Annotated in this window: 20 protein-coding genes; 12 read left to right on the forward strand and 8 right to left on the reverse strand. The window is 44.9% G+C overall.

The window, feature by feature from the left end; genetic code table 11:
- Positions 1-117: 117 nt before the first annotated feature.
- Positions 118-819: a response regulator transcription factor gene (locus tag A7K50_RS00850; RefSeq protein ID WP_119774371.1), complete on the reverse strand. Its 702-nt coding sequence runs from the start codon at positions 817-819 to the stop codon at positions 118-120.
- Positions 812-3496, reverse strand: coding sequence for a sensor histidine kinase KdpD (locus A7K50_RS00855; protein WP_119774373.1), 2685 nt, complete (start codon positions 3494-3496; stop codon positions 812-814). The genes A7K50_RS00850 and A7K50_RS00855 overlap by 8 nt, the downstream gene beginning before the upstream one ends.
- 174 nt (positions 3497-3670) lie before the next feature.
- Between A7K50_RS00855 and A7K50_RS00860 the strand changes: the two genes are divergently transcribed.
- From A7K50_RS00860 to A7K50_RS00875, 4 genes are all read left to right on the forward strand, one after another.
- Positions 3671-4342: a response regulator transcription factor gene (locus A7K50_RS00860; RefSeq protein ID WP_119774375.1), complete on the forward strand. Its 672-nt coding sequence runs from the start codon at positions 3671-3673 to the stop codon at positions 4340-4342.
- A 68-nt stretch (positions 4343-4410) separates the two neighbouring features.
- A complete protein-coding gene (locus A7K50_RS00865; protein ID WP_119774377.1) occupies positions 4411-5427 on the forward strand; it encodes a sensor histidine kinase in 1017 nt (338 codons plus the stop codon).
- Positions 5428-5585: 158 nt separating this feature from the next.
- Positions 5586-6353 carry an ABC transporter ATP-binding protein gene (locus A7K50_RS00870; protein WP_119774379.1) on the forward strand — a complete coding sequence of 256 codons (768 nt, stop codon included), beginning with the start codon at positions 5586-5588 and terminating at the stop codon, positions 6351-6353.
- A complete protein-coding gene (locus A7K50_RS00875; protein WP_119774381.1) occupies positions 6346-8343 on the forward strand; it encodes an FtsX-like permease family protein in 1998 nt (665 codons plus the stop codon). The genes A7K50_RS00870 and A7K50_RS00875 overlap by 8 nt, the downstream gene beginning before the upstream one ends.
- Positions 8344-8535: 192 nt before the next feature.
- On the opposite strand, the gene A7K50_RS00880 is transcribed toward A7K50_RS00875, so the two are convergent.
- Positions 8536-8964, reverse strand: coding sequence for a metal-dependent transcriptional regulator (locus A7K50_RS00880; RefSeq protein WP_119774382.1), 429 nt, complete (start codon positions 8962-8964; stop codon positions 8536-8538).
- A 95-nt stretch (positions 8965-9059) separates the two neighbouring features.
- Here A7K50_RS00880 and A7K50_RS00885 point away from each other — a divergent pair, with 95 nt between their 5' ends.
- Complete coding sequence (locus A7K50_RS00885; protein ID WP_119774384.1) at positions 9060-10328, forward strand: Nramp family divalent metal transporter; 1269 nt, start codon at positions 9060-9062, stop codon at positions 10326-10328.
- A 4-nt stretch (positions 10329-10332) separates the two neighbouring features.
- On the opposite strand, the gene A7K50_RS00890 is transcribed toward A7K50_RS00885, so the two are convergent.
- Complete coding sequence (locus A7K50_RS00890; RefSeq protein ID WP_119774386.1) at positions 10333-11544, reverse strand: MFS transporter; 1212 nt, start codon at positions 11542-11544, stop codon at positions 10333-10335.
- A gap of 257 nt (positions 11545-11801) precedes the next feature.
- Between A7K50_RS00890 and A7K50_RS00895 the strand changes: the two genes are divergently transcribed.
- The 7 genes from A7K50_RS00895 to A7K50_RS14110 all read left to right on the forward strand — a co-directional run bounded on the left by A7K50_RS00895 (position 11802) and on the right by A7K50_RS14110 (position 17329).
- Complete coding sequence (locus A7K50_RS00895) at positions 11802-13400, forward strand: spore germination protein (protein WP_119774388.1); 1599 nt, start codon at positions 11802-11804, stop codon at positions 13398-13400.
- Positions 13401-13436: 36 nt separating this feature from the next.
- The gene (locus A7K50_RS00900) at positions 13437-14627 is read left to right on the forward strand and encodes a Ger(x)C family spore germination protein (RefSeq protein WP_119774390.1); all 1191 of its coding nucleotides are present in this window, start codon (positions 13437-13439) and stop codon (positions 14625-14627) included.
- Positions 14628-14630: 3 nt separating this feature from the next.
- Positions 14631-15713, forward strand: coding sequence for an endospore germination permease (locus A7K50_RS00905; RefSeq protein ID WP_119774391.1), 1083 nt, complete (start codon positions 14631-14633; stop codon positions 15711-15713).
- A gap of 11 nt (positions 15714-15724) precedes the next feature.
- Positions 15725-15949, forward strand: coding sequence for a hypothetical protein (locus A7K50_RS00910; protein WP_019225464.1), 225 nt, complete (start codon positions 15725-15727; stop codon positions 15947-15949).
- Positions 15950-16135: 186 nt separating this feature from the next.
- Positions 16136-16438 (forward strand): zinc-ribbon domain containing protein, encoded by a 303-nt coding sequence (locus A7K50_RS00915; protein ID WP_083916826.1) that lies wholly within the window; start codon positions 16136-16138, stop codon positions 16436-16438.
- 206 nt (positions 16439-16644) lie between these two features.
- Complete coding sequence (locus A7K50_RS00920; protein WP_119774393.1) at positions 16645-17163, forward strand: CarD family transcriptional regulator; 519 nt, start codon at positions 16645-16647, stop codon at positions 17161-17163.
- Between the two features lies 1 nt (position 17164).
- Entirely contained in the window at positions 17165-17329 is a 165-nt protein-coding gene (locus A7K50_RS14110; RefSeq protein WP_165904891.1) for a hypothetical protein, read from the forward strand.
- Positions 17330-17563: 234 nt separating this feature from the next.
- On the opposite strand, the gene A7K50_RS00925 is transcribed toward A7K50_RS14110, so the two are convergent.
- From A7K50_RS00925 to pflB, 4 genes are all read right to left on the reverse strand, one after another.
- Entirely contained in the window at positions 17564-18742 is a 1179-nt protein-coding gene (locus A7K50_RS00925; protein ID WP_119774394.1) for an iron-containing alcohol dehydrogenase, read from the reverse strand.
- A gap of 66 nt (positions 18743-18808) precedes the next feature.
- Entirely contained in the window at positions 18809-19291 is a 483-nt protein-coding gene (locus A7K50_RS00930; protein WP_119774395.1) for a hypothetical protein, read from the reverse strand.
- Between the two features lie 88 nt (positions 19292-19379).
- Positions 19380-20147: a pyruvate formate-lyase-activating protein gene (gene pflA / locus A7K50_RS00935; protein WP_119774396.1), complete on the reverse strand. Its 768-nt coding sequence runs from the start codon at positions 20145-20147 to the stop codon at positions 19380-19382.
- Positions 20148-20159: 12 nt separating this feature from the next.
- Positions 20160-22391, reverse strand: a complete 2232-nt coding sequence (pflB, locus tag A7K50_RS00940) for a formate C-acetyltransferase (protein ID WP_119774397.1) — start codon at positions 22389-22391, stop codon at positions 20160-20162.
- Positions 22392-22417 lie beyond the last annotated feature (26 nt).

Below are 22417 nucleotides of genomic sequence, written 5' to 3' on the forward strand. Positions count from 1 at the left end.
TTTCGTTCGCACACCTATTTATAACACCAATGGCATAAAGAAAGAATTCAGATATACGCCCTTCATATAAAGAATGTATAAAGATTATGCCAAATAAAAAAAGCCCGTTTATGCGGGCTAAATCTCCTCAACCATCCGGTATCCTACCCCAACCTCGGTTAGAATATACCTGGGTTCTGCAGGGTTGATTTCCAGCTTTCTGCGGATATTGGCCATATTGACCCTGAGCGCTTGGATCTCATTGGTGTAAGGTCCCCATATTTCCTTCATGATGAAATCGTGAGTCAGTACTTTCCCGATATTTTTGGAAAGCAGCACAATGATCTTGTATTCAATCGGTGTAAGGTGGATTTCTTTACCGGCGATGGCTACAAGTCTTTTCTGATAGTTTATCTCGAGATCTCCGACTGTCATCTTCTCTGATTCGGGGAAACTGACCCTGACGTTCTTTTGACTATGACGGATCCCTGTTCTTATCCTGGCCAGCAGCTCGGAAGTACCAAACGGTTTGGTCAGGTAATCGTCCGCACCAAGATCCAGGGCTTCAACTTTTTCCCGCTCCTGTCCGCGGGCCGACACAACGATGATCGGGATTCCGCTCCACTGCCTGATTGTACGCAGCACTTCCACGCCGTCCATATCCGGCAAACCGAGATCGAGCAGGATCAAATCGGGCGAATAGGATGCCGCCATTGAGACAGCCTCTTTCCCCCGGGCTGTCCGGATAATCTGATAATCATTGGAAGCCAGGATCGCCGAAATAAAGTTACAGATTTTTTCATCATCTTCGACAATCAGGAGCATGGGTTTGTTATTCATAAATGTTCTCTTCCTCCAGAGGCAGTGTGAACCGGAATACGGCGCCACCCTGTTCTTTGTTGGCAGCCTCCATTTTCCCATTGTGGGCCTTGATAATCGACATGCATATGGACAGACCGATTCCCATTCCACGGGCTGAATCCGAGCTGCGTTTGCCACAGGGCACATAACTTTCAAATAAATACGGGAAATCCTCTTCGGCAATTCCTGGTCCGTTGTCACTAACCTCAAAGACAGCCTGAGCTCCGGCTTTTGTCACCTGCACCGCGGTCACGGTGTCATCCGGCGAATGCTTGACCGCATTTTCGAGCAAATTGATCAAAACCTGCTCAATCAGCTTTCCATCCATCGGCACCAGCAAAAGGTCTTCAGGCACCTGCACTACTATTTTACGGTTCGGGTATCGATGACGGGTTCTGCTGATTGCTTCGGCCACGATCTCCTCCGCAGCCTCAGATGTTTTGGCGACATTCATGGTTCCTTCCTTGATCCGGGTCACGGACAATAAGTTTTCGACCATACGTATCAGCCATTGCGAATCTTCTTTGATGTTTGAGACCAGTTGGATATGGGTCTCTTTATCCAGATGATCACCATTTTCAAGGATTGCTGAGCTCGCCCCGAGAATGCCGGTCAGCGGGGTCCTCAGATCGTGCGAAATTGCACGCAGCAGATTGCTTCGCATTTTTTCTTTTTCTGACTCGATTAATATTTGCCGTTGTTCATCAGACAGGTACTGCCGTTCCAAAGCCATGGCGACTTGGGAAATAATCATTTTTAGCAGCAGACGGTTATTACGGTTTAATCTGCCTTTGAGACATGAAATTCCAATCACGCCAAGCACATCGCCTTGGGAAATGATCGGCATATAATAAGCGCCTGCTTCTGTATGTGTATCTGTTCCTGCACCGGCCTGTTTTTGATTGGCAAATACCCATTGCGCAACCTTTCTTTCGCGCTCCGACAGCAGAAACGAAGCATCAGGCTCTGCGGAGGATTGCGTCAGGATACCTGATGAATCCTGATGATTGGATGAACGATGCAGGTTTGCCGGCCCATACTGATCCCGGGTGTAAAATACCGCTGAGCATTTAAAAAGCTTCACAATGTATTCATTCGTCAGCGTTACAATATGTTGAAGCCCTCTGGTTGTTAAAAGCCTTTTATTAATCTCATACAATAGCTCAGTACGCCCTTCTCTTTCCGCAGCGAGCCGTGCTTGGGTCTGAATGCGGACAGTCGTCGTACTTGTGATCAAAGCCACAACCAGCATAATCACAAAAGTGACCGGATAGCCTGTCTGGACGGCATAAAACGTGAAAAGCGGCGAAATAAAAAAGAAGTTAAAAACAAGTACACTTAAGACCGAGGCAGTCATGCCGTACACATACCCCATGGTGAGCCTGGAAATAAAAAACACAGACAAGATATAGACCATGATAATATTTTGATTGCCAAATTCCAGCGCCCGAAGGCCAAAGGAAAGCAGAGTTGCCCCAGTCAAAACCCCTATCGTTTTCCAGATATCCATCCAGGATAAGAACAGGTCTTGGCTGATCCGCTTCCTTCGCGGCTCGCGATAGGATCTTTGAGGGCAGCTGCTTGGGATGATATGAATTTCAATGTTTGGCAGCAGCCCGATGAGCTTATCCTCAAGTGCCGGATCAAATAATGTTTTCAGGGTCTTTTTATTTCTGCTTTTCCCAATGACAATATTTGTGATGCCCGTAAGCTTGGCATATTCCGAAATGATGGAAGCCAGACCATGTCCGTTCAGTGTCACAATTTTGGCGCCTAAGAGCTCGGCCAGATCCAGATTCTCCTGGACGTTCTTCTTTTCTACTTCCGTAAAATACCTGCTTTCCATATCTTCGATATACAAAGCAGTCCACGGGGCATGGAAGGCCTCTGCGGATCTGGCCGTCCAGCGGATGCATTTAGCGGCCGACGGCGAAGAACTGATACAGACTAATAGCTTAATTCCGGCTGTTTTTACGGATAAGCGCTGCTCATTTTGATTCTCGTTGACGATCCGATCCGCAACCTTGCGCATAGCGGTCTCACGCAGGAGGCGCAGGCTTTCAAGACTTAAGGGACACTTCTTTTCCCCGCAGCGTTTCATCAGTTCGTCCGGCTCGATATCGATCAGCTCAACTTTATCGGCGCTGTCAAACATATAGTCCGGAATCGTGTCCTGCTCATTAACCTTCGTGATATCCTGCATTAGATCTCTCAGGCTTTCGATATGCTGCACATTGACTGTGGTGTAGACGTCAATTCCGGCATTCAGCAGCTCTTCGATATCCTGGTAGCGTTTTTTGTTCCGCATGCCGTCCGCATTACTATGGGCCAGCACATCAACCAGCAGGAGCTCGGGTTTTCTTTGCAAAGCGGCGTCCAGATCAAATTCTTTGCGGTAACGGTTTTTATGGTTAACAGTCTTCGGCGGCAATGCCGGCAGTCCGTCCAGCAGCTGAATGGTTTCAGGACTTGTATGCGGCTCCAGATAACCTAGAACAACATCTACCCCGCTTTTCAGCTGGCTGTGGGCATCATCAAGCATCGCATAGGTTTTCCCTACACCCGGGGCATAGCCAAAGAAGATTTTTAGTTTTCCGGTTTCCTTTGCAGCCCTGGCGCGAATATCCTGCACGACGCCACCACCCTGACTCTTCATTCGTTTAACTCTTTATTGTTTAGCTTTTATAGCTCTCTATAGAACATTATCATACGCCCGATAGGATGATTTAGCAAGAAGCGTTCAACTCACCTTGCCGCTTCATTTGAACACATGGTATACTGAGGAAAATTATGCAATCAATCTCTTATTAGCAAAGTGTGGGTGACGACGTTGCACAAAATCCTGATTGTCGAGGATGACAGCATCATTGCAAAGTCAATCAAAAACCATATTGAAACATGGGGCTGTGAAGCAACCTGCGCCGCAGATTTCAAGAACGTCCTGTCGCTGTTTGTCCATTATGATCCGCAGCTTGTACTGTTAGATATCTCTTTGCCGTTTTACAATGGCTACCATTGGTGCAATGAGATCAGAAAGATTTCCAAAGTCCCGATCGTCTTTATCTCATCCACCTCGGACAACATGAATATCGTGATGGCTATGAATATGGGCGGCGATGACTTTATTGCAAAGCCGTTTGACCTGGATGTCCTAACGGCCAAGGTACAGGCCCTGCTCCGCCGCACCTATGATTTCTCCGGACAAAGCCATCTTCTGCTGCATCACGGTGCCATCCTGAATATGAACGATACCACCCTGACGTATAACGGAGAAAAAATTGACTTAACCAAAAATGACTATAAGATTCTGCAACTGCTGATGGAGAACAAGGGAAAGACCGTCAGCCGTGACACGATTATGCTGCGGCTCTGGGAGACCAACAGCTTTGTCGACGAGAATACGCTGACCGTGAATATGACGCGTCTGCGCAAAAAACTCGAAGCGGCCGGTCTCTCCGACTTTATTACAACAAAAAAAGGGCTTGGCTATCTGGTGCCGTGATCAGCAAAGAATCCATCATTTGGTTTCATAAGTTTCATAATTATGAAATTAGGTCTCATGGAGTACGTATGTGTGAATCAAATATGAATCGCACGAAACCAAATATTTTGTTAAATTACCTGCAACGCCACGTCGGGACCGTTGCTCTTTTTGGCCTGTTTGCAGTCGTATTTGCCACTGTTTTTTCTCTTTATGCTTTGCCTGTAGAGGCTGTTGCCTATGCTGCCCTGCTCTGTGTCTTTGCTGGGCTGATTTTTACTGCAGTTGGCTTCTTCCGGTACTTACGACGTCATAGAACCCTGCATGATATACTGAGCCGCGTCACCCTGAGCGTAGACGGCCTGCCTGCCCCGCGCGATTTGCTTGAGCAGGATTACCAGGTTCTTCTCCAAGCGGTCCACACCGACCGCATGCTGCAGATTTCCCAGGCCGACAGCATCAAGAGCGGCCTGACCGACTATTATACACTGTGGGCGCACCAGATCAAGACGCCGATTGCCGCGATGCAGCTGCTGCTCCAGTCCGAAGACCCTCCCCAAAAAGCGGAGCTCTCCATGGAGCTGTTCAAGATTGAGCAGTATGTTGAGATGGTCCTGTACTATCTACGGCTGGATAGCGGCTCCTCTGACTTTGTGCTGAAAAAATATGACTTAGATGAAATTATCCGCCAGGCGGCGCGCCGGTATGCAAAGCTGTTCATCCTGAAGAAAATACCGCTTGATTTTATGGAGAGCGATCTGACTGTGCTGACAGATGAAAAGTGGCTCGTATTTGTGCTTGAACAATTGCTTTCCAACAGCCTGAAATATACAAAGGAAGGGAAAATCTCCATTTATACCGAGGATCGGACGCTGCTTATCGCGGACACAGGCATCGGCATCCAGCCAGAGGATCTGCCGCGGGTGTTTGAAAAGGGCTTTACCGGCTACAACGGCAGGGAAGACAAAAAATCTACCGGTATCGGTCTGTATCTCTGCCGACGCATTCTGACCAAGCTTGGGCATGGAATTGAGATTGAATCCAAGGTGGGCAAAGGGACTTGCATCAAAATCAAACTGGATAGTATTGATTTTTTAGCTGAGTAGACAAAGAAATAGATGTTTGATCGCTCGAACCTTACAAAACGGTAAGGTTAGCCGGGGAAATGAAAGCCAAGCCGATGGCTGGCATTTCCTCTTTTTGTTATCGTAGTACTAGGACCATGTCAACCCTAAATCCCATTAACTATACAGGAGGAATTCTCATGTCTCTTTTAAGTGTCAGCAACCTGAAGAAAATATACATAACGCGCTTTGGCGGCACCCAGGTCCAGGCCCTTACCAATGTAACATTCTCGGTGGAACAAGGCGAGTATGTCGCGATTATGGGTGAGTCGGGTTCGGGCAAAACCACACTTTTGAATATCATTGCTGCGCTGGATAAACCGACGAGCGGCGAGGTTCTGCTGAATGGCAGAAACACTGTAACAATCAAGGAAAGTGAGATCTCGGCTTTCCGCCGGGACAACCTCGGTTTTGTGTTCCAGGACTTCAACCTGCTCGATACATTCTCCTTGCAGGATAATATTTTTCTTCCACTGGTGCTCTCGGGCACATCCTTTGAAGAAATGAGCCTCCGTCTAAAGCCGATCGCCCATAAACTGCACATCACCGACATCCTTAATAAGTTTCCATATGAGGTGTCGGGCGGCCAGAAACAACGCGCTGCTGTGGCCCGGGCGCTGATTACGAATCCCCAGCTGATCCTTGCCGATGAGCCGACCGGTGCACTTGATTCTCACGCCACCGACGATCTGCTCCAGCTTTTTAATGAGGTCAACAATGACGGCCAGACGATCCTGCTGGTCACGCACAGCGTCAAAGCAGCCAGCCATGCTAAGCGGGTGCTGTTTATCAAGGACGGTGAAGTATTTCATCAGCTCTACAAGGCCTCCCAGACCTATGACGAGATGTACCAGAAAATTTCGGACACGCTTACCATGATTGCCACGGGCGGTGAACGCTATGCGTAAACGCACTTTTTATCCGAAGTTGGCTTTCCTCAACATTCAGAAAAACGGCAAGTTTTATCTTCCCTATCTGCTAACCTGCATTATTACCGTCGCCATGTTTTATATTATGCGTTATATCGCCACCAACAGCAGTCTTAACGATATGCTCGGGGCTGGATCACTGAAGGAAATCTTATTTTTTGGCAGTATCGTCGTCGGAATCTTTGCTGCAATCTTCCTGTTCTATACCAACAGCTTTCTGATGAAACGCCGTAAAAAGGAACTTGGACTGTATAATATTCTCGGCATGGAAAAGCGGCATATTGCCTGGGTCCTGTTATTTGAGACGTTTATCGTCGCTGCGGTCAGCCTTGTCCTCGGTCTGTCCCTCGGCATTTTGCTGAGCAAACTCATCATACTGATCTTGTTCAAGATGCTTAAATTTACCATACTGTGGGGATTTTCTGTAAGCAGTGCTTCCCTGCTGGTGTCTGTCTCACTGTTTTTCGGCATCTTTCTGGCCACCCTGCTTTCTAACCTGATGCAGATCAGACTGGCCAAACCGATCGAACTGCTTCATGGCAGCCAAACGGGTGAACGGGAACCCAAGACCAAGTGGATACTGGCGATCCTGGGAATTCTGACACTCGGGACAGGATATACGATCGCAATTGTGACAGAGTCTCCGCTGTCTGCGATTTCTCTGTTTTTCATCGCTGTGATTCTCGTGATCATCGGCACCTACTGCCTGTTTACGGCCGGTAGTATTGTACTTTTAAAGTTCCTGCGTAAAAACAAGCATTTTTTCTATCAGACCAAACATTTTATTGCCGTGTCCGGGATGATCTACCGCATGAAACAAAACGCCGTAGGGTTGTCCAATATTTGCATCCTCTCGACCATGGTGCTGGTTATGGTCTCCACGACCGTCTCTCTGTACAACGGTATGGAAAACCTGCTGGATAACCGCTTTCCGACTGATATCTCTGTCGGCTTCAAAAATCCTGCTGACGGAGAAATAGAAAGCAGACTCCGCCAGCTTCAGGACACTGTAAGTGAGCAAGGCCGCACGCTCAGCAAATTAACCGATTATACCGCACTGTCGTTTGCTGTGGGTAAAGCCGGGGATACTTTCACCACGGATACCAATAACTATGTCAACAGCTCCGACGCCTCGGAACTGTGCTTTATTACTACTGCTGAATATGAGCATCTGACCGGAAAAAAGGTCGCGCTGGCTGTCGATGAGGTGCTGGTCTACAGCAATGGCAGGCAAATCGGTGAATCTTTCAGCCTGTTTAATCAGAGTTTCCGAGTCAGAGAACATCTAGACAGCATCCCGATTACCGGTCAGTTCAACGCCAGGCTTGTCGACGGTTATTTTATGGTAGTCAGTGACGATAGCGTGCTGGACCAGCTTTATGCCCAGCAAAAAATTGCTTATGGCAATCGGGCAAGTTCGATCAGAGGGGATATCTCCTTTAATCTTGATGGCACCGACGAAGAAAAGCTAGTCTGCTATGATGCGATCAAAGCCGTGCTGAATAAACCGCTGCCCTCACCGTTTCCTGACCACATCAGCACGATGAAATGCAGGCAGGCAGCCGCCGGTGACTCATATGCGCTATATGGCGGGTTCCTTTTCCTGGGCCTATTCCTCGGCACGCTTTTCCTGATGGCGACGGTACTGATCATCTATTACAAACAGATTTCGGAAGGATATGACGATAAGGAACGTTTTGAAATCATGCAAAAAGTGGGCTTAAGCCGCAGTGAGGTCAAACGCGCGATCAGCAGCCAGATCGTAATGGTCTTTTTTCTGCCGATCCTGATGGCTGGGATCCACATCCTTGCCGCTTTTAAAATGATTACCAAGCTGCTCGCAGTGTTAAATCTTACAAATATCCCGCTGTTCATCAGCTGTACGGTCGGTACCATCTTGGTCTTCGGCTTGATTTATGGGGTCGTCTATACGTTGACGGCCCGGGTGTATTACAGGATCGTAAGTTAAGGAATTGCCTTTCTCGGCAAGTCAGATGTTGATGAGTACCGTAAAAAAGCCTGCCCAACAAATGTTGTGGCAGGCTTACCTTTATTCTGTAACACTTTTTCCTATCTAACATATCCTGATTTTAGAATCACTCCTTAGAGTTAGCTAAGGCTAACCTATCGAAATAATCTACAACTCCCAAAATTACAGTGCCTACAGTAAATTCTCCTTCGAATGAATCTGAACAAAATCATCAAACTCTTGTTTCCAGGACGGATGGCTCTTGATAAATCCTACCAACGTTTTAATTGCATCAATGGTTGCAGCTGAGAGGTAGTGTTCCATCGCCTCGGCCTCAGCAGCAAAATTACACTGGCTACATATCAGGGCAAGAAATTCCTGCAGCAATTGATTCCTGGTTACCAGATAAAACCCGTACTCTTTTCCTTTATCCGTAAGCTTGATCTCGCCATACGGTTCGTACTTAATGTATTCATAGTCCCGCAATTTGTAGAGAGCTTTGGTCACAGATGGTAAAGCCACTTGAAGCCTATGACTTAAGTCCGTAACACGAACTGTATCAAGTGACAGCGAAAATCGGTAAATCTCCTCTAAATAGTCTTCTAAGCTTGGTGAAAGCATCTTCCCCACTTCCTTTGCCTCACCTTGATTAGTTATACCTATATCGTTTTCGTGCCTTTTATGACCGTAAACAGAAAAATTGGAGGACTCAAACAATGAGCAAAGAAATCAACCTTGTTCAAACTTCATTAACATTACCTTTGCCTAAAAATACCTGGCCGGAAAAGATCAAAGGCACGTTGAAGTACCTGGGTCCGGCCTTCATCGTGAGTGTCGCCTATATTGACCCCGGTAATTTCGCCACCAACATTAGCGCGGGTTCCAATTTCAATTACAATCTCGTTTGGGTTGTCTTATGGAGCAACCTGATGGCAATTTTCCTACAAACACTGTCGGCGAAGCTCGGCATTGTTACCGGTGTTGATCTTGCTACACAGTGCGGGCGTGTTTTCTCCAGACCGGTAAATTTTTCACTTTGGATTATCATGCTGTTTGCCATTATTGCAACATACATGGCAGAGTTCTTGGGCTCGACGCTTGGCCTGTACCTACTTTTCGGCATACCGCTCGTGACAGCAGGCCTGATAACCATATGTCTGACCTTCGTCATTGTTTATTTGCAACGTTTTGGCCAGCACATGGTTGAGAGAATTATCATCAGCCTGGTGGCCGTCATCGGGGCCTCGTATTGTCTCGAGCTGTTCCTGGCTGAACCGGATTGGTCCGCAGTCGCTTTGCACACTTTGGTTCCAAGCCTAGGTCCCGAAAGCATTATGGTGGCCGTCGGCATGTTGGGTGCAACCGTTATGCCGCACGTCATTTATCTCCATTCGGACTTGATGAAAGCAAGACGTACCTCCGATGATTTGGCCGAAGCAAAAAAGCATTTCCGAATGGAATGCTTTGATATTGCCTTTGCCATGAATATCGCGTTCCTGGTCAATGCTGCAATGGTTATTATCGCTGCAGCCGTTTTTTTTAACCAGGGACCGGTCGACTCCATCGAACAGGCACACAAGTCCCTGACACCTCTGCTTGGCAATTTATCCAGCGGCGCTTTTGGCCTGGCGCTGCTTGCTTCAGGCCTTTCTTCATCCACCGTTGGCGCTATGGCCGGGGAATGCATGCTGAAAGGGTTCATTGGTCTGGATATTCCGGTCAATATCCGGCGGGCAATTACTATGATTCCGGCCATCATTCTCCTGTGGCTTGGCCTTAACCCGATGAAGATGCTGATTATGAGCCAGGTTACCTTAAGCTTTGCGCTGCCGGCAGCAGTCATTCCGCTGCTTCTGATCACCAAACGCCGGGACATAATGGGTGAAATGACAAACCGCAAAATCACCAATGCTGCCGGTGCGGTAATCGTAAGTCTTATTATCTCACTGAACGTTGTTCTGTTATATTTGACTTTTTCCGCTTAACCACCTAGGACTTAACATCAGGTCCAAGATGCGTTAGACCTTTCCGATAAAAGATCATCATGAACAATGCCGCAATTAGTGCCATCACGGAGCCATAGTAAAATGGCACACTGTAATTAACATGGTCATAGAGCAAGCCTGCAATGACACTGGCCGGAAGAAGTGTAATACCTACAAGGCTGTTGTAGATGCCCAGCCCTGTCCCCCGTTTATCCTTGGAAACCAAATCAGACACTAGGGCCTTCTGCACGCCGTCAGTGGCTGCGCTGTAGAGTCCGTACAGTGCAAAGAGCAATACCAGTACGGTTCCGCTGTTTGTTCTGCCAAACCCGAAATATAGGATTGAATACAGCAGATAGCCAAAAATAATCAGTCTTTCTCTGCCGATTTTATCTGACAGCATGCCTGCCGGTACGGAAAAGAGTGCCGACACTGCGTAAAAGACCAGATAGATCATCGGAATCAAGGAGTCTTTGATCCCAATATCACTGGCTTTGACCAAAAGAAGCGCATCGGTTGAATTTCCCATCGTAAAGATAAAGATGATTCCAAGAAAGGCATAGTACTTTTTCGGGAAGTCCTTCAATGTAATTTTTCCAAGTGGCTCCATCTTTTCCGATTTTGCTTCCTTCACGAAGCATATAATGTTTATCAGTCCCAGCAAGCCTGGGATGGCTGCTATAAGAAATACCAGCCGGTAATCATTTGGAAACAGCAGCAGGATTCCTGCTGCTAGAAGCGGCCCAACGATCGCCCCGCTGTTATCCATCGCTTTGTGAAAGCCAAAGTTTTTACCTTTGTTGCCGTCTTCAGAGGACGCGGCAATCAGGCTGTCTCTTGGCGCTGTCCGGATACCCTTGCCAACCCGCTCGGTAAATCTGATAAGCAGAATCTGCAGCGGTGAGGTTACCACTGAAAACATGGGTGAAAGAACTGCCGTGAAAGCATACCCTATGACCATAAATGGCTTATTCTTTCTGATCTTGTCGCTCCACCAGCCGGATAACGCTTTAAGCACGGATGCCGTACTCTCCGCAATCCCTTCAATCAAAGAGAGCTCCGTTTTAGTTGCTCCCAAGGACATTAAAAATAACGGCATCACAGAATAAATCATTTTCGTTGTCGTATCCGTTAGAAAGCTTGTCAGGCCTACGAAAAAGATGTTCTTCTCTATGCCCAAGATCTTCTTTTCCCGGATCTTATTGTTATTGCTCATATTCTTTTCTCATTAAAAAGAGCGATCTCCATCGCCCTAGCTCCCTTTGTCATATCCGTTACGTCAATGCTAACACATTGTAATATCAGTTACAAGTAAAGATAACACATATCGCCGTTTCATCCCATTCCATATTCCAGTTCACAAATCTTACGTCTCAGCCAATCTTTGAATCCAAAACAGTATTCATAAATAACTTCATTCCTAACGGGAAATACTACGTAAGGTTAGGTTCAAAGTGGAAGGATGAAAGCAGTATGTTCCGCTACATTCATTCTAAACTGCGTTTTTGGCAGTTAGCAAATCATAACGGCGCTGACGCCAATCATTCAGGGAATTCGCAATCTAACCTTTTCGACGATCTGAACAAAAACCTTACTGCACTAAAAGGTGTGTTCGGAAATAGCTATGATGTTAATATGCGGGAATTTAACTTTGGTGATCAGGGAGTTACACGTGGTGCGATCGTCTTCTTATCCGGAATGACGGATACAGCCATCATTAACGAAAATATTATAAAACCATTGATGTATGATATCCGGCTAAGCTCCAAACAGGAAACCTCACCAATGAATAATATGAGTATCATTCAGGCAACGCTGCTTACGGTAGGAATGGTTCAAAAAGCTTCTACGATCAATGAAGTCGTAGATGGCTGTTTGTCCGGAAAAACGATTCTACTGATGGATGGTTCAAAAGATGCTTTAGTCATTGGCACTGAAGGATGGGAAACTCGTGGCGTGGATGAACCCAAAACAGAATCCGTTGTCCGGGGCCCAAGGGAAGGCTTTACCGAAAATTTACTTACCAATACAACCCTGTTGCGCCGTAAAATAAAAAACCCGAATTTAACTCTGGAAACGATGAAAATAGGTGAACAAACGAAAACCACGATTTGTGTCGCCTATCTTAAAGATCTCGTTCCTCCACAGCTTATCAAAGAAATTCAACGGCGTCTTCAAAGAATTAAGACGGATGCAATTCTGGAATCAGGGTATATCGAGCAGTTCATTGAGGATGCTCCTTTTTCTATTTTCTCCACAGTTGCTAACAGTGAAAAACCGGATCTTGTGGCAGCCAAGATTTTGGAGGGAAGGGCGGCTATTTTTGTGGACGGGACCCCCTTTGTACTTACCGTTCCAATGGTTTTCATGGAAAGTTTCCAAAGCGCTGAAGATTACTATTCCCGGCCTTATTTTGCAAGCGTGGTTAGACTCCTCAGAACCTTAGCTTTTTTTATTTCTATTACGTCTCCGGCAATCTATGTTGCTTTAACAACTTTTCACCAGGAATTGATTCCTACTTCCTTACTTTTTACCATGGCTGCATCCGAGGAGGGCGTCCCTTTTCCTGCGATGGCAGAAGCGCTCATTATGGGAACAACATTTGAAATCCTCAGGGAGGCCGGGGTTCGCTTGCCCCGCCCTATTGGTCAAGCAGTTAGTATTGTGGGGGCTTTGGTTATTGGTGAGGCTGCTGTAGGCGCCGGAATAATCGGAGAGCCTATGGTTATCGTGATCGCTTTGACAGCAATTTGCAGTTTTGTGGTTCCTCCCCAAACAGATTCCGGCAGTATCTTACGATTAATTCTTGTTGTCCTAGCCGGGGCAATGGGAGGGTTTGGGATTGCACTTGGATTAATGGGGGCATTTATTCATCTGGCTTCTTTAAGATCTTTTGGCACCCCCTATTTATCACCTTTCGCTCCCCTCAGTACGCAAGACTTAAAAGATTCATTCATCAGGGTGCCTATTTGGGCAATGTTTGCCCGCCCCAGGACGATAGGCTGGCATGACCCTCAGCGCCAGGAGTTTAGATTAAAACCCAGCCGTCCTTCAGAAGAAGACAAGAGTTAGACCGGCTTTAATAACGTTGAAAACAAGAGGCAATTGATGAAAAATCGCATGGGTTTTATTTTAGAAATCTTAATGTGTTTCATGTTAACCTTACCCATAAGCGGATGCTGGAGCCGTCATGAGTTAAATTCTTTATCGTTCGTGGTTGGCGTAGGTTTAGATAAAGCCGAGAAACCCGGAGAAATACAATTGACGACACAAGTTGTAAAACCAGGTGAACTAAAATCTGCTTCTGCTAAAAATAAGAGTGGTGGGAGCGGCGGGAACGGGACAAACGCTTACTGGAACATAAAAAGAACGGGATATGTTGCCTCTGAAATTATCAGGGATTTTAGTCATGAATCCAGCCACAAGTTGTATTTCCCACATAATCAGGTTTTGATAATCGAGAGGAAGTTGGCTGAAGAAGGAATACAAAAATATATTGATACGTTTATACGGGATAATGAGACTCGCTTTAATGTTCTGATTGTGGTCTCCGAAGACCGGGCAAATGAGGTACTTGATGTTTCGCCTGAATTGGAGAAGCTGCCGGCAATTAATATTGCCAAATTAGTTGAAACGCAAAATGTAACGTCTGAATCGCCAACAGTTAGGCTAATTGATTTTATTCGTCGTTTAATGAACAAGACCACTGCTCCTATCGCACCTTTGATTAGAGTGACCAGTGACGGAAATGAAAAAACAGTGGAAGTCTTTGGGACAGCAGTTTTTAAGCATGATAAATTGGTTGGCGAACTGAATAAACGTGAAACGCGCGGACTGTTATGGGTTATCAACAAAGTAAAAGGCGGAATGATTAATGTTGCTGTCCCTAGCGGTGATGGTACAGTGAGCCTGGAGATTATGCGTGCGAAGAGTAAAATGACACCTGTCATCCAAGATGACACGATTCTGATAAAGCTGGATATCAAAGCCGAAGGGATTATCAATAGCCAAAGTGGTTCAGAAGACATAACATCACCAGTCCATGTTGCCTCTCTGGAAAAAGAACTATCCGCAGAAATCAGAAAGGAAATCATAGCTGCTTTAAAAACGGCCAAGGATCTCAATTCAGATATCTTCGGTTTTGGTGAGTCAATCTATTGGAAATACCCCTCCGAGTGGAAGAAACTAAAGATGAAATGGGACGAGGTCTTTCCGGACATTGAAGTAGCGTTAAATATCGATACCACGCTGCGCAGTACAGGCAATATCAGCGCTCCTGCCGTACCTGCCAAGGAGTAATTCATGAGACTTGAAAGAGGAATCATCTCAAGTTCACAATTGATGTTTTTAGTTGCAGGATATGTCCAGGGTTCTGTTATGGTAGTTGCAATTACGAATATAATTACCAAGCAGTATACTTGGCTGGTTGTTTTATCCGGATTGGCTGCAAGTATCCCCCTTGCCATGGTTTATATTGCCTTAGCGAGTAAATTTCCCGGCAAGGACCTGATACAAATCAATCGTATTGTCTATGGTCCCTATTTAGGCAAACTGGTTTCTGCCTTATATATTTGGTTCTTTTGCTCTGTTGCAGGTTTTATGTTAACCTATGTCGGCGAAATCATAAAGTATTACTTGATGCCGGAAACTCCTAAGTATGCAATTTGTATTCTATTTGCTTGCATCTGCGCCTGGACAGTTCGCAATGGAATAGAGGTCCTTGCCCGAACCAGTGTTGTATTTGTCATGATCATCATATTTGTAATCCTAATCACTTTTTTTCTACTGCTGAAAGACATGCAACTAACCAATTTCCTGCCATTTTTTGATCTTTCCCTGAAGGATTTTATTCAGGGTACACATGTCATGCTGACCCTTCCCTTTAGTGAAATCGTGGTGTTTCTCATGGTAATGCCCTATGTGAACAAGGGAGTAGAAGCAAAAAAGTCTGTTATCCTAGGATTAATCATTGGGGGGGGCAGCATATTAATTGATACGGTTCGCAATACAGCTGTGCTGGGAGTAACATCGACGATTATGGTTTCCCCTTCGATCGAATCAGTGCGCCTGATAGACCTGGCAGAGATCATAACCAGGCTGGAAATGCTTGTTATTACTTTATTATTAATTGCAATGTTCATCAAAGTAAGCGTCATGTATTATGGCTCTGTATTAGGGATAGCCCGATTATTTAATTTACGTTCCTATAGGCCACTGGTACTTCCGATTGGAAGTATCATTGTTAGTTTATCTATTCTGTCATTTACTTATCTGGCACAAAACGTTGGTTTTGCAACTGGGACAGGGCCTTTTTTCACCCTTACGTTTGAATTTTCGCCTGTAATAACATTACTAATAGCAAAAATACGAAAGTTGCCAAAATAACAGGAAAGGAAATGGCCGTGATTTTTTTATTAACGATAGCTTTTGTGGCCATAGGATTATTTGAAATCCCTGCTCTTGTCAGAAATAAGCATTGGCGGGAACTTGCCGTCTTTTCGGTCTTTTTTGTGTTAGCGTTTATACTGGCTCTATTACAAGCAGCAGATGTCAAAATACCCAGCCCAGTCAAAGGCATGGAATATTTGTTCAAGGATATATTAAAACTGAGTTATTACTAGAATCAAAAAAACTCCACCAAATTTGCTATATATTTGAAATATTCCTTTGACATATACTTTCATTGCAGTTATACTTAAGCAGCTCGTTCATTTTGTGGATTTACTAATAACCTCTCCATTGCCTAAAGCTATGGGAAGCTATGAATTCTTCCCATAAAGCGGGTAATATATTTTGGAGGTTTTTTTATGTTTGAAGACAAAGTTTTAACCTGTAAGGACTGTGGAAGTGAGTTTTCCTTCTCCGCTTCCGAACAAGAATTCTACGCAGAAAAGGGATTTACCAATGAGCCTGGCAGATGTCCGGAATGTCGCTCTGCGAGAAAAGCACAGTCAAGATCCAACAACCAATACGGTCGTCCGCAACGAGAAATGTTCCCAGCTGTCTGTGCTACTTGTGGAAAAGAGACTCAAGTCCCTTTCCAACCATCAGGTGATAAACCGGTTTATTGTCGTGATTGTTACCAACCACGCACACGAAATAATTGGTAATTGTCTGAAAGAAGCAGCCTTCCTAGGATGTAACACTAGGGAGGCTGCTTTATTTCAGGCCTTTTTATTCGTTAAGCAGCTCGCAAGGATGTATTTAATTACATTAATCATTGACATACATTTTTATAAATGATAAAATAATTGATTTGCTATATATTGTTTTATATGATATGCTTAATAAGGTACTGACTCAGGGAGGTGAATATATGTTTCAAGTTGGCGATCAGATTATCTATCCTTTGCATGGAGTCGGAACTATCGAAGCTATTGAAGAAAAGGAAATCTTGGGGAAAAAAAGAATTTACTATATTGTTAATGTACCCCAAACCAGGATGCAGATGATGATTCCTCAGGATAAAGCTGAAAGCTTTGGCATCCGGAAGCTGGTTCAACCCTCCGTCTTTGAGGATCTTCTTGAAAATTTTAATAAGGGAGTTACTGATCCCTTGCTTTATAAAAATCAGAAATACTGTACTGATTTAAATACCAAAAAGATGAAAAGCGGTGATATTCTCAAAGGAACAGAGATAATCCGTGATTTAACGCGAAAAAGCCTCCTTGGTAAATTGGGAAAAGAAGATACCAAAATGTTGGAAGGTGCCCGTTATATGTTTATTAGTGAAATGATGCAAGTAAGATGTATGACTAAAGAGAAAGCAACAGATTTATTAGATTCAGTGTTAGCGGCTGACGTTTTAGATCTAGAATTTCGGGAGGTAAAATAATTTGAAACTGTATACTTGGTATGATTTTAGTTATTTATCAAAAAAACAGAAGCTTCAGTTTCTGATCGATATCAAACCCGCTGCTGAAAAAAATGGCAGATTTGATCTAATTTTATACAACAAATACGCAGAGCAGTTTGGTTTAGATAAAACCAAAGAAGTTTAAATTATACCATACCACCAGTGATTTTAAGTATATTCATAGCTCTTTTCTCAAGACCCTGGGTTTAAAATCCAGGATCTTTTTTACTACATAGGGGCTGATGAAGGGTGTTTTTAGCTCTAAGCCTGAACCCTATTGACCCCTGAAAAACAATAGCCTAAAAGAAAAATAAAGCCCTTAGAAGGTCGTTTAAAAGCTTAAGAAACTGTATTTTTCGGGAAAAAGAGTTAAGGAGCTTTATAATGCAGCTTGGTAGATATTGATGATATCTTCAATCGATCCCTGTCTGGGGTTGGTTAACGTGCAAATGTCTTTCATCGCATTATTGGCTAGCTTTTCAATATCACCTTCTTTAAGACCCAACATTGATAGTTTTTCGGGGATACCAATTACAGAAGACAAGTGTTTAATTGATTCGATAATAATATTTATTGCTTGATCCTTATGACGTGTAACAGTGCCCATGGCTTCGCATAATTTCAAAATCCGATGTTCCGGTATCGCCGTGGAATTGAATCTAAAAACATGGGGTAGCAAAGCCGCATTATTGAATCCATGCGTTCCATTATAAAAACCACCCAGCTGATGCGCCATTGCATGCACATAACCCAAACCGGCGTTATTAAAAGCAAGCCCTGCCATTATATTGGCATACATCATTTTTTCTCTGGCTTCCAAATCATTGCCGTTCTCATAGGCTCTCGGTAAGTACTCAAATGACAACCTCAATGCATCCAAAGCCAAAGCATCTGTAATCGGAAATGCCTCTGTCGAAACAAACGTTTCTATCGCATGCGAGACAACATCTATTCCAGAACTGGATGTTACTTCCTTCGGCATCGTGGTCATAAAAATTGGATCGTTTACGGATATAAACGGTGTCAATAAAGCTGAAGTGATTACCATTTTCACCTTTCTTGTATTGTCCGTGACGATTGCAGTATTTGTTACTTCTGCTGCAGAGCCAGCCGTTGTGTTGATTGTAATAAGAGGGATCATCGGTTTAATTATTTTATTATATCCTTCATAGTCTATAATCGAGCCACCGTTTACAGCGACTGCAGCAATTGCTTTTGCACAATCATGATTTGTCCCGCCGCCGATGGAAATGATTAATTTATAGTCTCGTTTAAAGACATTCCAGCCATGCTTGAAATATCTTAATCCATCCTCAACAAAAGATACTGTCGGATTGGGGTGTAAAATCCCGTCAAAAATATCGTAGGAAATAAATAGACTCTTCAGTATCTTTTCAATATTTTCAACATACCCAAGTTTGATCATATTCTTATCAGTCACAATCAACGCTTTACTTAATTTCCAGGACAATAATTGATTAGGAAGATCCTTAATTGCCCCAACGCCGATTAAATTGGTTTTAGGGATAAAAAAATTATGGGTATTTTCCAAGGCCAATCACCCACCCTTTACAAAGTGAATTATTAATATGAAAAAGCCTCAAGCATTGCTTAATCGCAATACTTAATAGGGATACATCTTCTCTCTGCTTTTATCCTCGACAAAATGGCTCCATTTCAAAAATGCCCATGTGGCAACCAAAAACCAAACCGTAAAACCGATCAGTGGCAGAATTAATCTGCTGGAAGCCTCAAAAATCCCTATATCAAGCAATAGATTATAGTATAAGATCGAAGCAAACACTCCTGCTGCGATAGAAATATAATAAAACGGCTTTTGTTTTGGTAAATAATAAAAATAGATAATGAAAAACGCTGTCCAGGCAATATTGGCAAAAAGATGAACGCCAATGAAGCCAAAAGGGCCAAAATCCGTCCAATAAAATAATCCAGTAAAATACCCGAAAGCGTGGACAATAGAATCCATCATTCCACCTAAGACAACACCAAACAAAGATAATCGTCGAATATCTTTTTTAGGCACAATGACGATTAAGAGCAAAGTAAAAGTCACAGCATAAAACGGATGCAACAAAAAAATTGGCATTACTGCAATCCCCTTTATATTATATGCAAGCTTAGGATATCCATTAAGGCATTAAATTATTCGGATATTAGAAGAGCTCCTAACGTTTTCATTTTTTAATAGCCCGGAGTCGTTCCGGCAGCTCTTTGGAACAATACTTCAGCAACTCGGCAAGTCTTCCTTCTTCGAGTTCCTGAACATCGGCCAGCCGGTATGACAGTCCCAGCAGCTTATATTTTTCAATACCCATCTTGTGATAAGGCAATAGCTCTAATCGTTCTACCGCTACTCCGCTATCACGAATAAGACTGCACAGGCTAACAATATCATCTTTCTTGTCGTTGATGCCCGGTATTACCACATGCCGTATCCATATCCGGCAGCCTGCCGCCGAAGCCGCATGTAGAAAATCCATTGTCGTACTTAGACTGCCTCCGATATATTGATCATACCGCTCTTGATCCGGCATTTTGATATCCAGCAGGACTGTGTCGGTATTTGCCAGAACCTCGGCTACCTCCTCCGACAGTATTGTGCCGGCAGTATCCAGAGCCGTGTTGATACCGGCCTTTTTAAGCTGTTTAAACAGTCCTGCCGCAAAAAGGGGCTGCATAAGCGGCTCTCCGCCGGAGAGCGTGACACCGCCTTCCCGGCCAAAGTAAGTGCGGTAACGCATGGCTTTTTGCACCAAAGCTTCCGCGGTAAACTCCCTCCCCCCCTTCCTATCCCAAGTATCGGGATTATGGCAATAGATACAGCGCAATGGACATCCCTGCATGAAAATAACCATTCTCAATCCAGGTCCATCCGCTCCTCCAAGGGTCTCAATGGAGTGTATCCTTCCCATCTTTCCTATCTCTTCCGCTTTGCCGCTCATCTGCTTACTGCCTCATAACCTTTCATGGTAGGTCCTGCTGATGACCTCCTGCTGCTGCTGACGGCTTAGCTTGTTGAAGTTGACTGCATAACCCGATACGCGTATCGTCAGGTTGGGATAGCGTTCCGGATGCTCCATAGCGTCAATCAGTTGTTCACGGTTCAAAACGTTAACATTGATGTGATGGGCCTTCATATCAAAATAGCCGTCTAAGACCGCTACCAGGTTGCTCTTCTGTTCCTCAGGGTTCTTGCCGATGGTGGAAGGAGTTATGGAAAAAGTACAGGATATCCCGTCCCGGCAGGCTTCATACGGAAGCTTTGAAACAGAATTCAACGATGCAAGTGCCCCGTTTGCCTCTCTGTTGTGCATCGGATTAGCACCGGGAGCGAAAGCTTCGCCCTTTTTCCTTCCGTCCGGGGTTGCACCTGTCTTTTTGCCGTAGACCACATTGGAGGTAATTGTCAGCACCGAAAGGGTGTGCACGGCGTTCCTGTAAGCAGGCGTCTTTCTCAGTTCCTCGATAAAATCCTCTGTCAACTCTGCAGCAATCAAATCCACACGGTCGTCATCATTGCCAAACCGTGGGTATTCTCCATCTATTTCAAAGTCCTGGATCAGGCCTTTCTCGTTTCTGACTACCCGGACTTTGGCATACCTGATCGCACTCAAAGAATCCGCAACCACGGAAAGTCCGGCGATTCCGAAAGCCATAAAGCGTTCGACATCCGTGTCATGCAATGCCATCTGCAGCTTCTCGTAGGCATACTGGTCATGCATATAATGGATGACATTCATGGTATTGACATACAGCCTGGTGAGCCATCCCTGATAAAAAGCGAAGCGCTTCATGACATCCCCGTATTCCAGCAAACCGTCCTTAACCCCTTCGGATACAGGCCCGACCTGTTTGCCGGTGATTTCATCCCTTCCGCCGTTTAAAGCCATAAGCAACATCTTTGGCAGGTTGCAGCGTGCTCCGAAATACTGCATTTGCTTGCCTATCTTCATCGCCGATACACAACAGGCGATCCCATAGTCATCCCCATATAAAGGACGCATTACATCGTCATTCTCATACTGTATAGAGTCGGTATCGATAGACACCTTGGCGGAATAACGTTTAAAAGCCTCCGGCAGTGCCGTGGACCACAGCACTGTTAGGTTAGGCTCGGGTGCCAGCCCCAGATTATATAGCGTATGCAAGAAACGGTAGGACATTTTAGTAACCAGCGTCCTTCCGTCCCCGCCCATACCTCCGATAGCCTCCGTGATCCACATGGGATCCCCGGCAAAAAGCTCATTGTATTCAGGTGTCCGAAGATGCCGGGCCATTCTCAGTTTAATGATGAAATCGTCTATGATCTCCTGGACCTGCTGTTCGGTCAATCTTTGCTGATCAATATCCCGCTGAGCATAGATATCCAGAAATGTGCTGACCCTTCCCAGGGACATGGCGGCACCGTTCTGTTCCTTAATCGCGCCAAGATAGCCAAAATACAACCACTGGACCGCCTCTTTAAAATCTACGGCCGGTTGGGATATATCGAAACCGTAAAGCTCCGCCATCTTTTTCAGCTTTTCTAAAAAATCGATCTGCTTGTACAATTCTTCGCTTACTTTGATATTCTCCATGTCCATCAGCAGCTGACCCTTTTTGCGCTTATCTTCTTTTTTCCCTGCAATCAGCCTGTCAACGCCATATAGTGCTACACGCCTGTAGTCCCCGATGATCCTTCCCCGTCCATAGGCATCCGGCAGTCCGGTAATGACTCCGCTCCTGCGAGCTTCCTTCATCTCATCGGTGTAGACACGGAAAACACCGTCATTGTGCGTCGTCTTGTAAAAGAACTCTCTTTCGATTTTCTCATCCATGGTATAACCATAGGCCTTGCAGGCCTTCCTGGCCATATTGATCCCGCCAAAAGGATTGACCCCTCTTTTTAACGGCCTGTTGGTCTGAATGCCAACGATAAGTTCCTTTTCCTTGTCCAGATAGCCCGGTCCATAGCTTAGCAATGAAGAAACCGTTGAGGTATCGATATCCAGCACGCCGCCAAATTCCTTCTCAAGCTTTTGCAACCTTGAAAGTTTCTCTAGGATATCCTGAGTCCGGTTCGTTACCTCCGTTAAAAAAGTTTCATCTCCTTCATAAGGCTGGTAATTTGCTTGTATGAAGTCCCTGACATCAATTTCCTGCTGCCATCTGCCATCTTTGAAGTTTTCCCATCCTGTATTATTCACGTTAACCCTCCTGATTTGCCAGGTTC

Origin of the sequence: Dehalobacter sp. MCB1, from assembly GCF_003590275.1 — a bacterium.
GTDB lineage: Bacteria > Bacillota > Desulfitobacteriia > Desulfitobacteriales > Syntrophobotulaceae > Dehalobacter.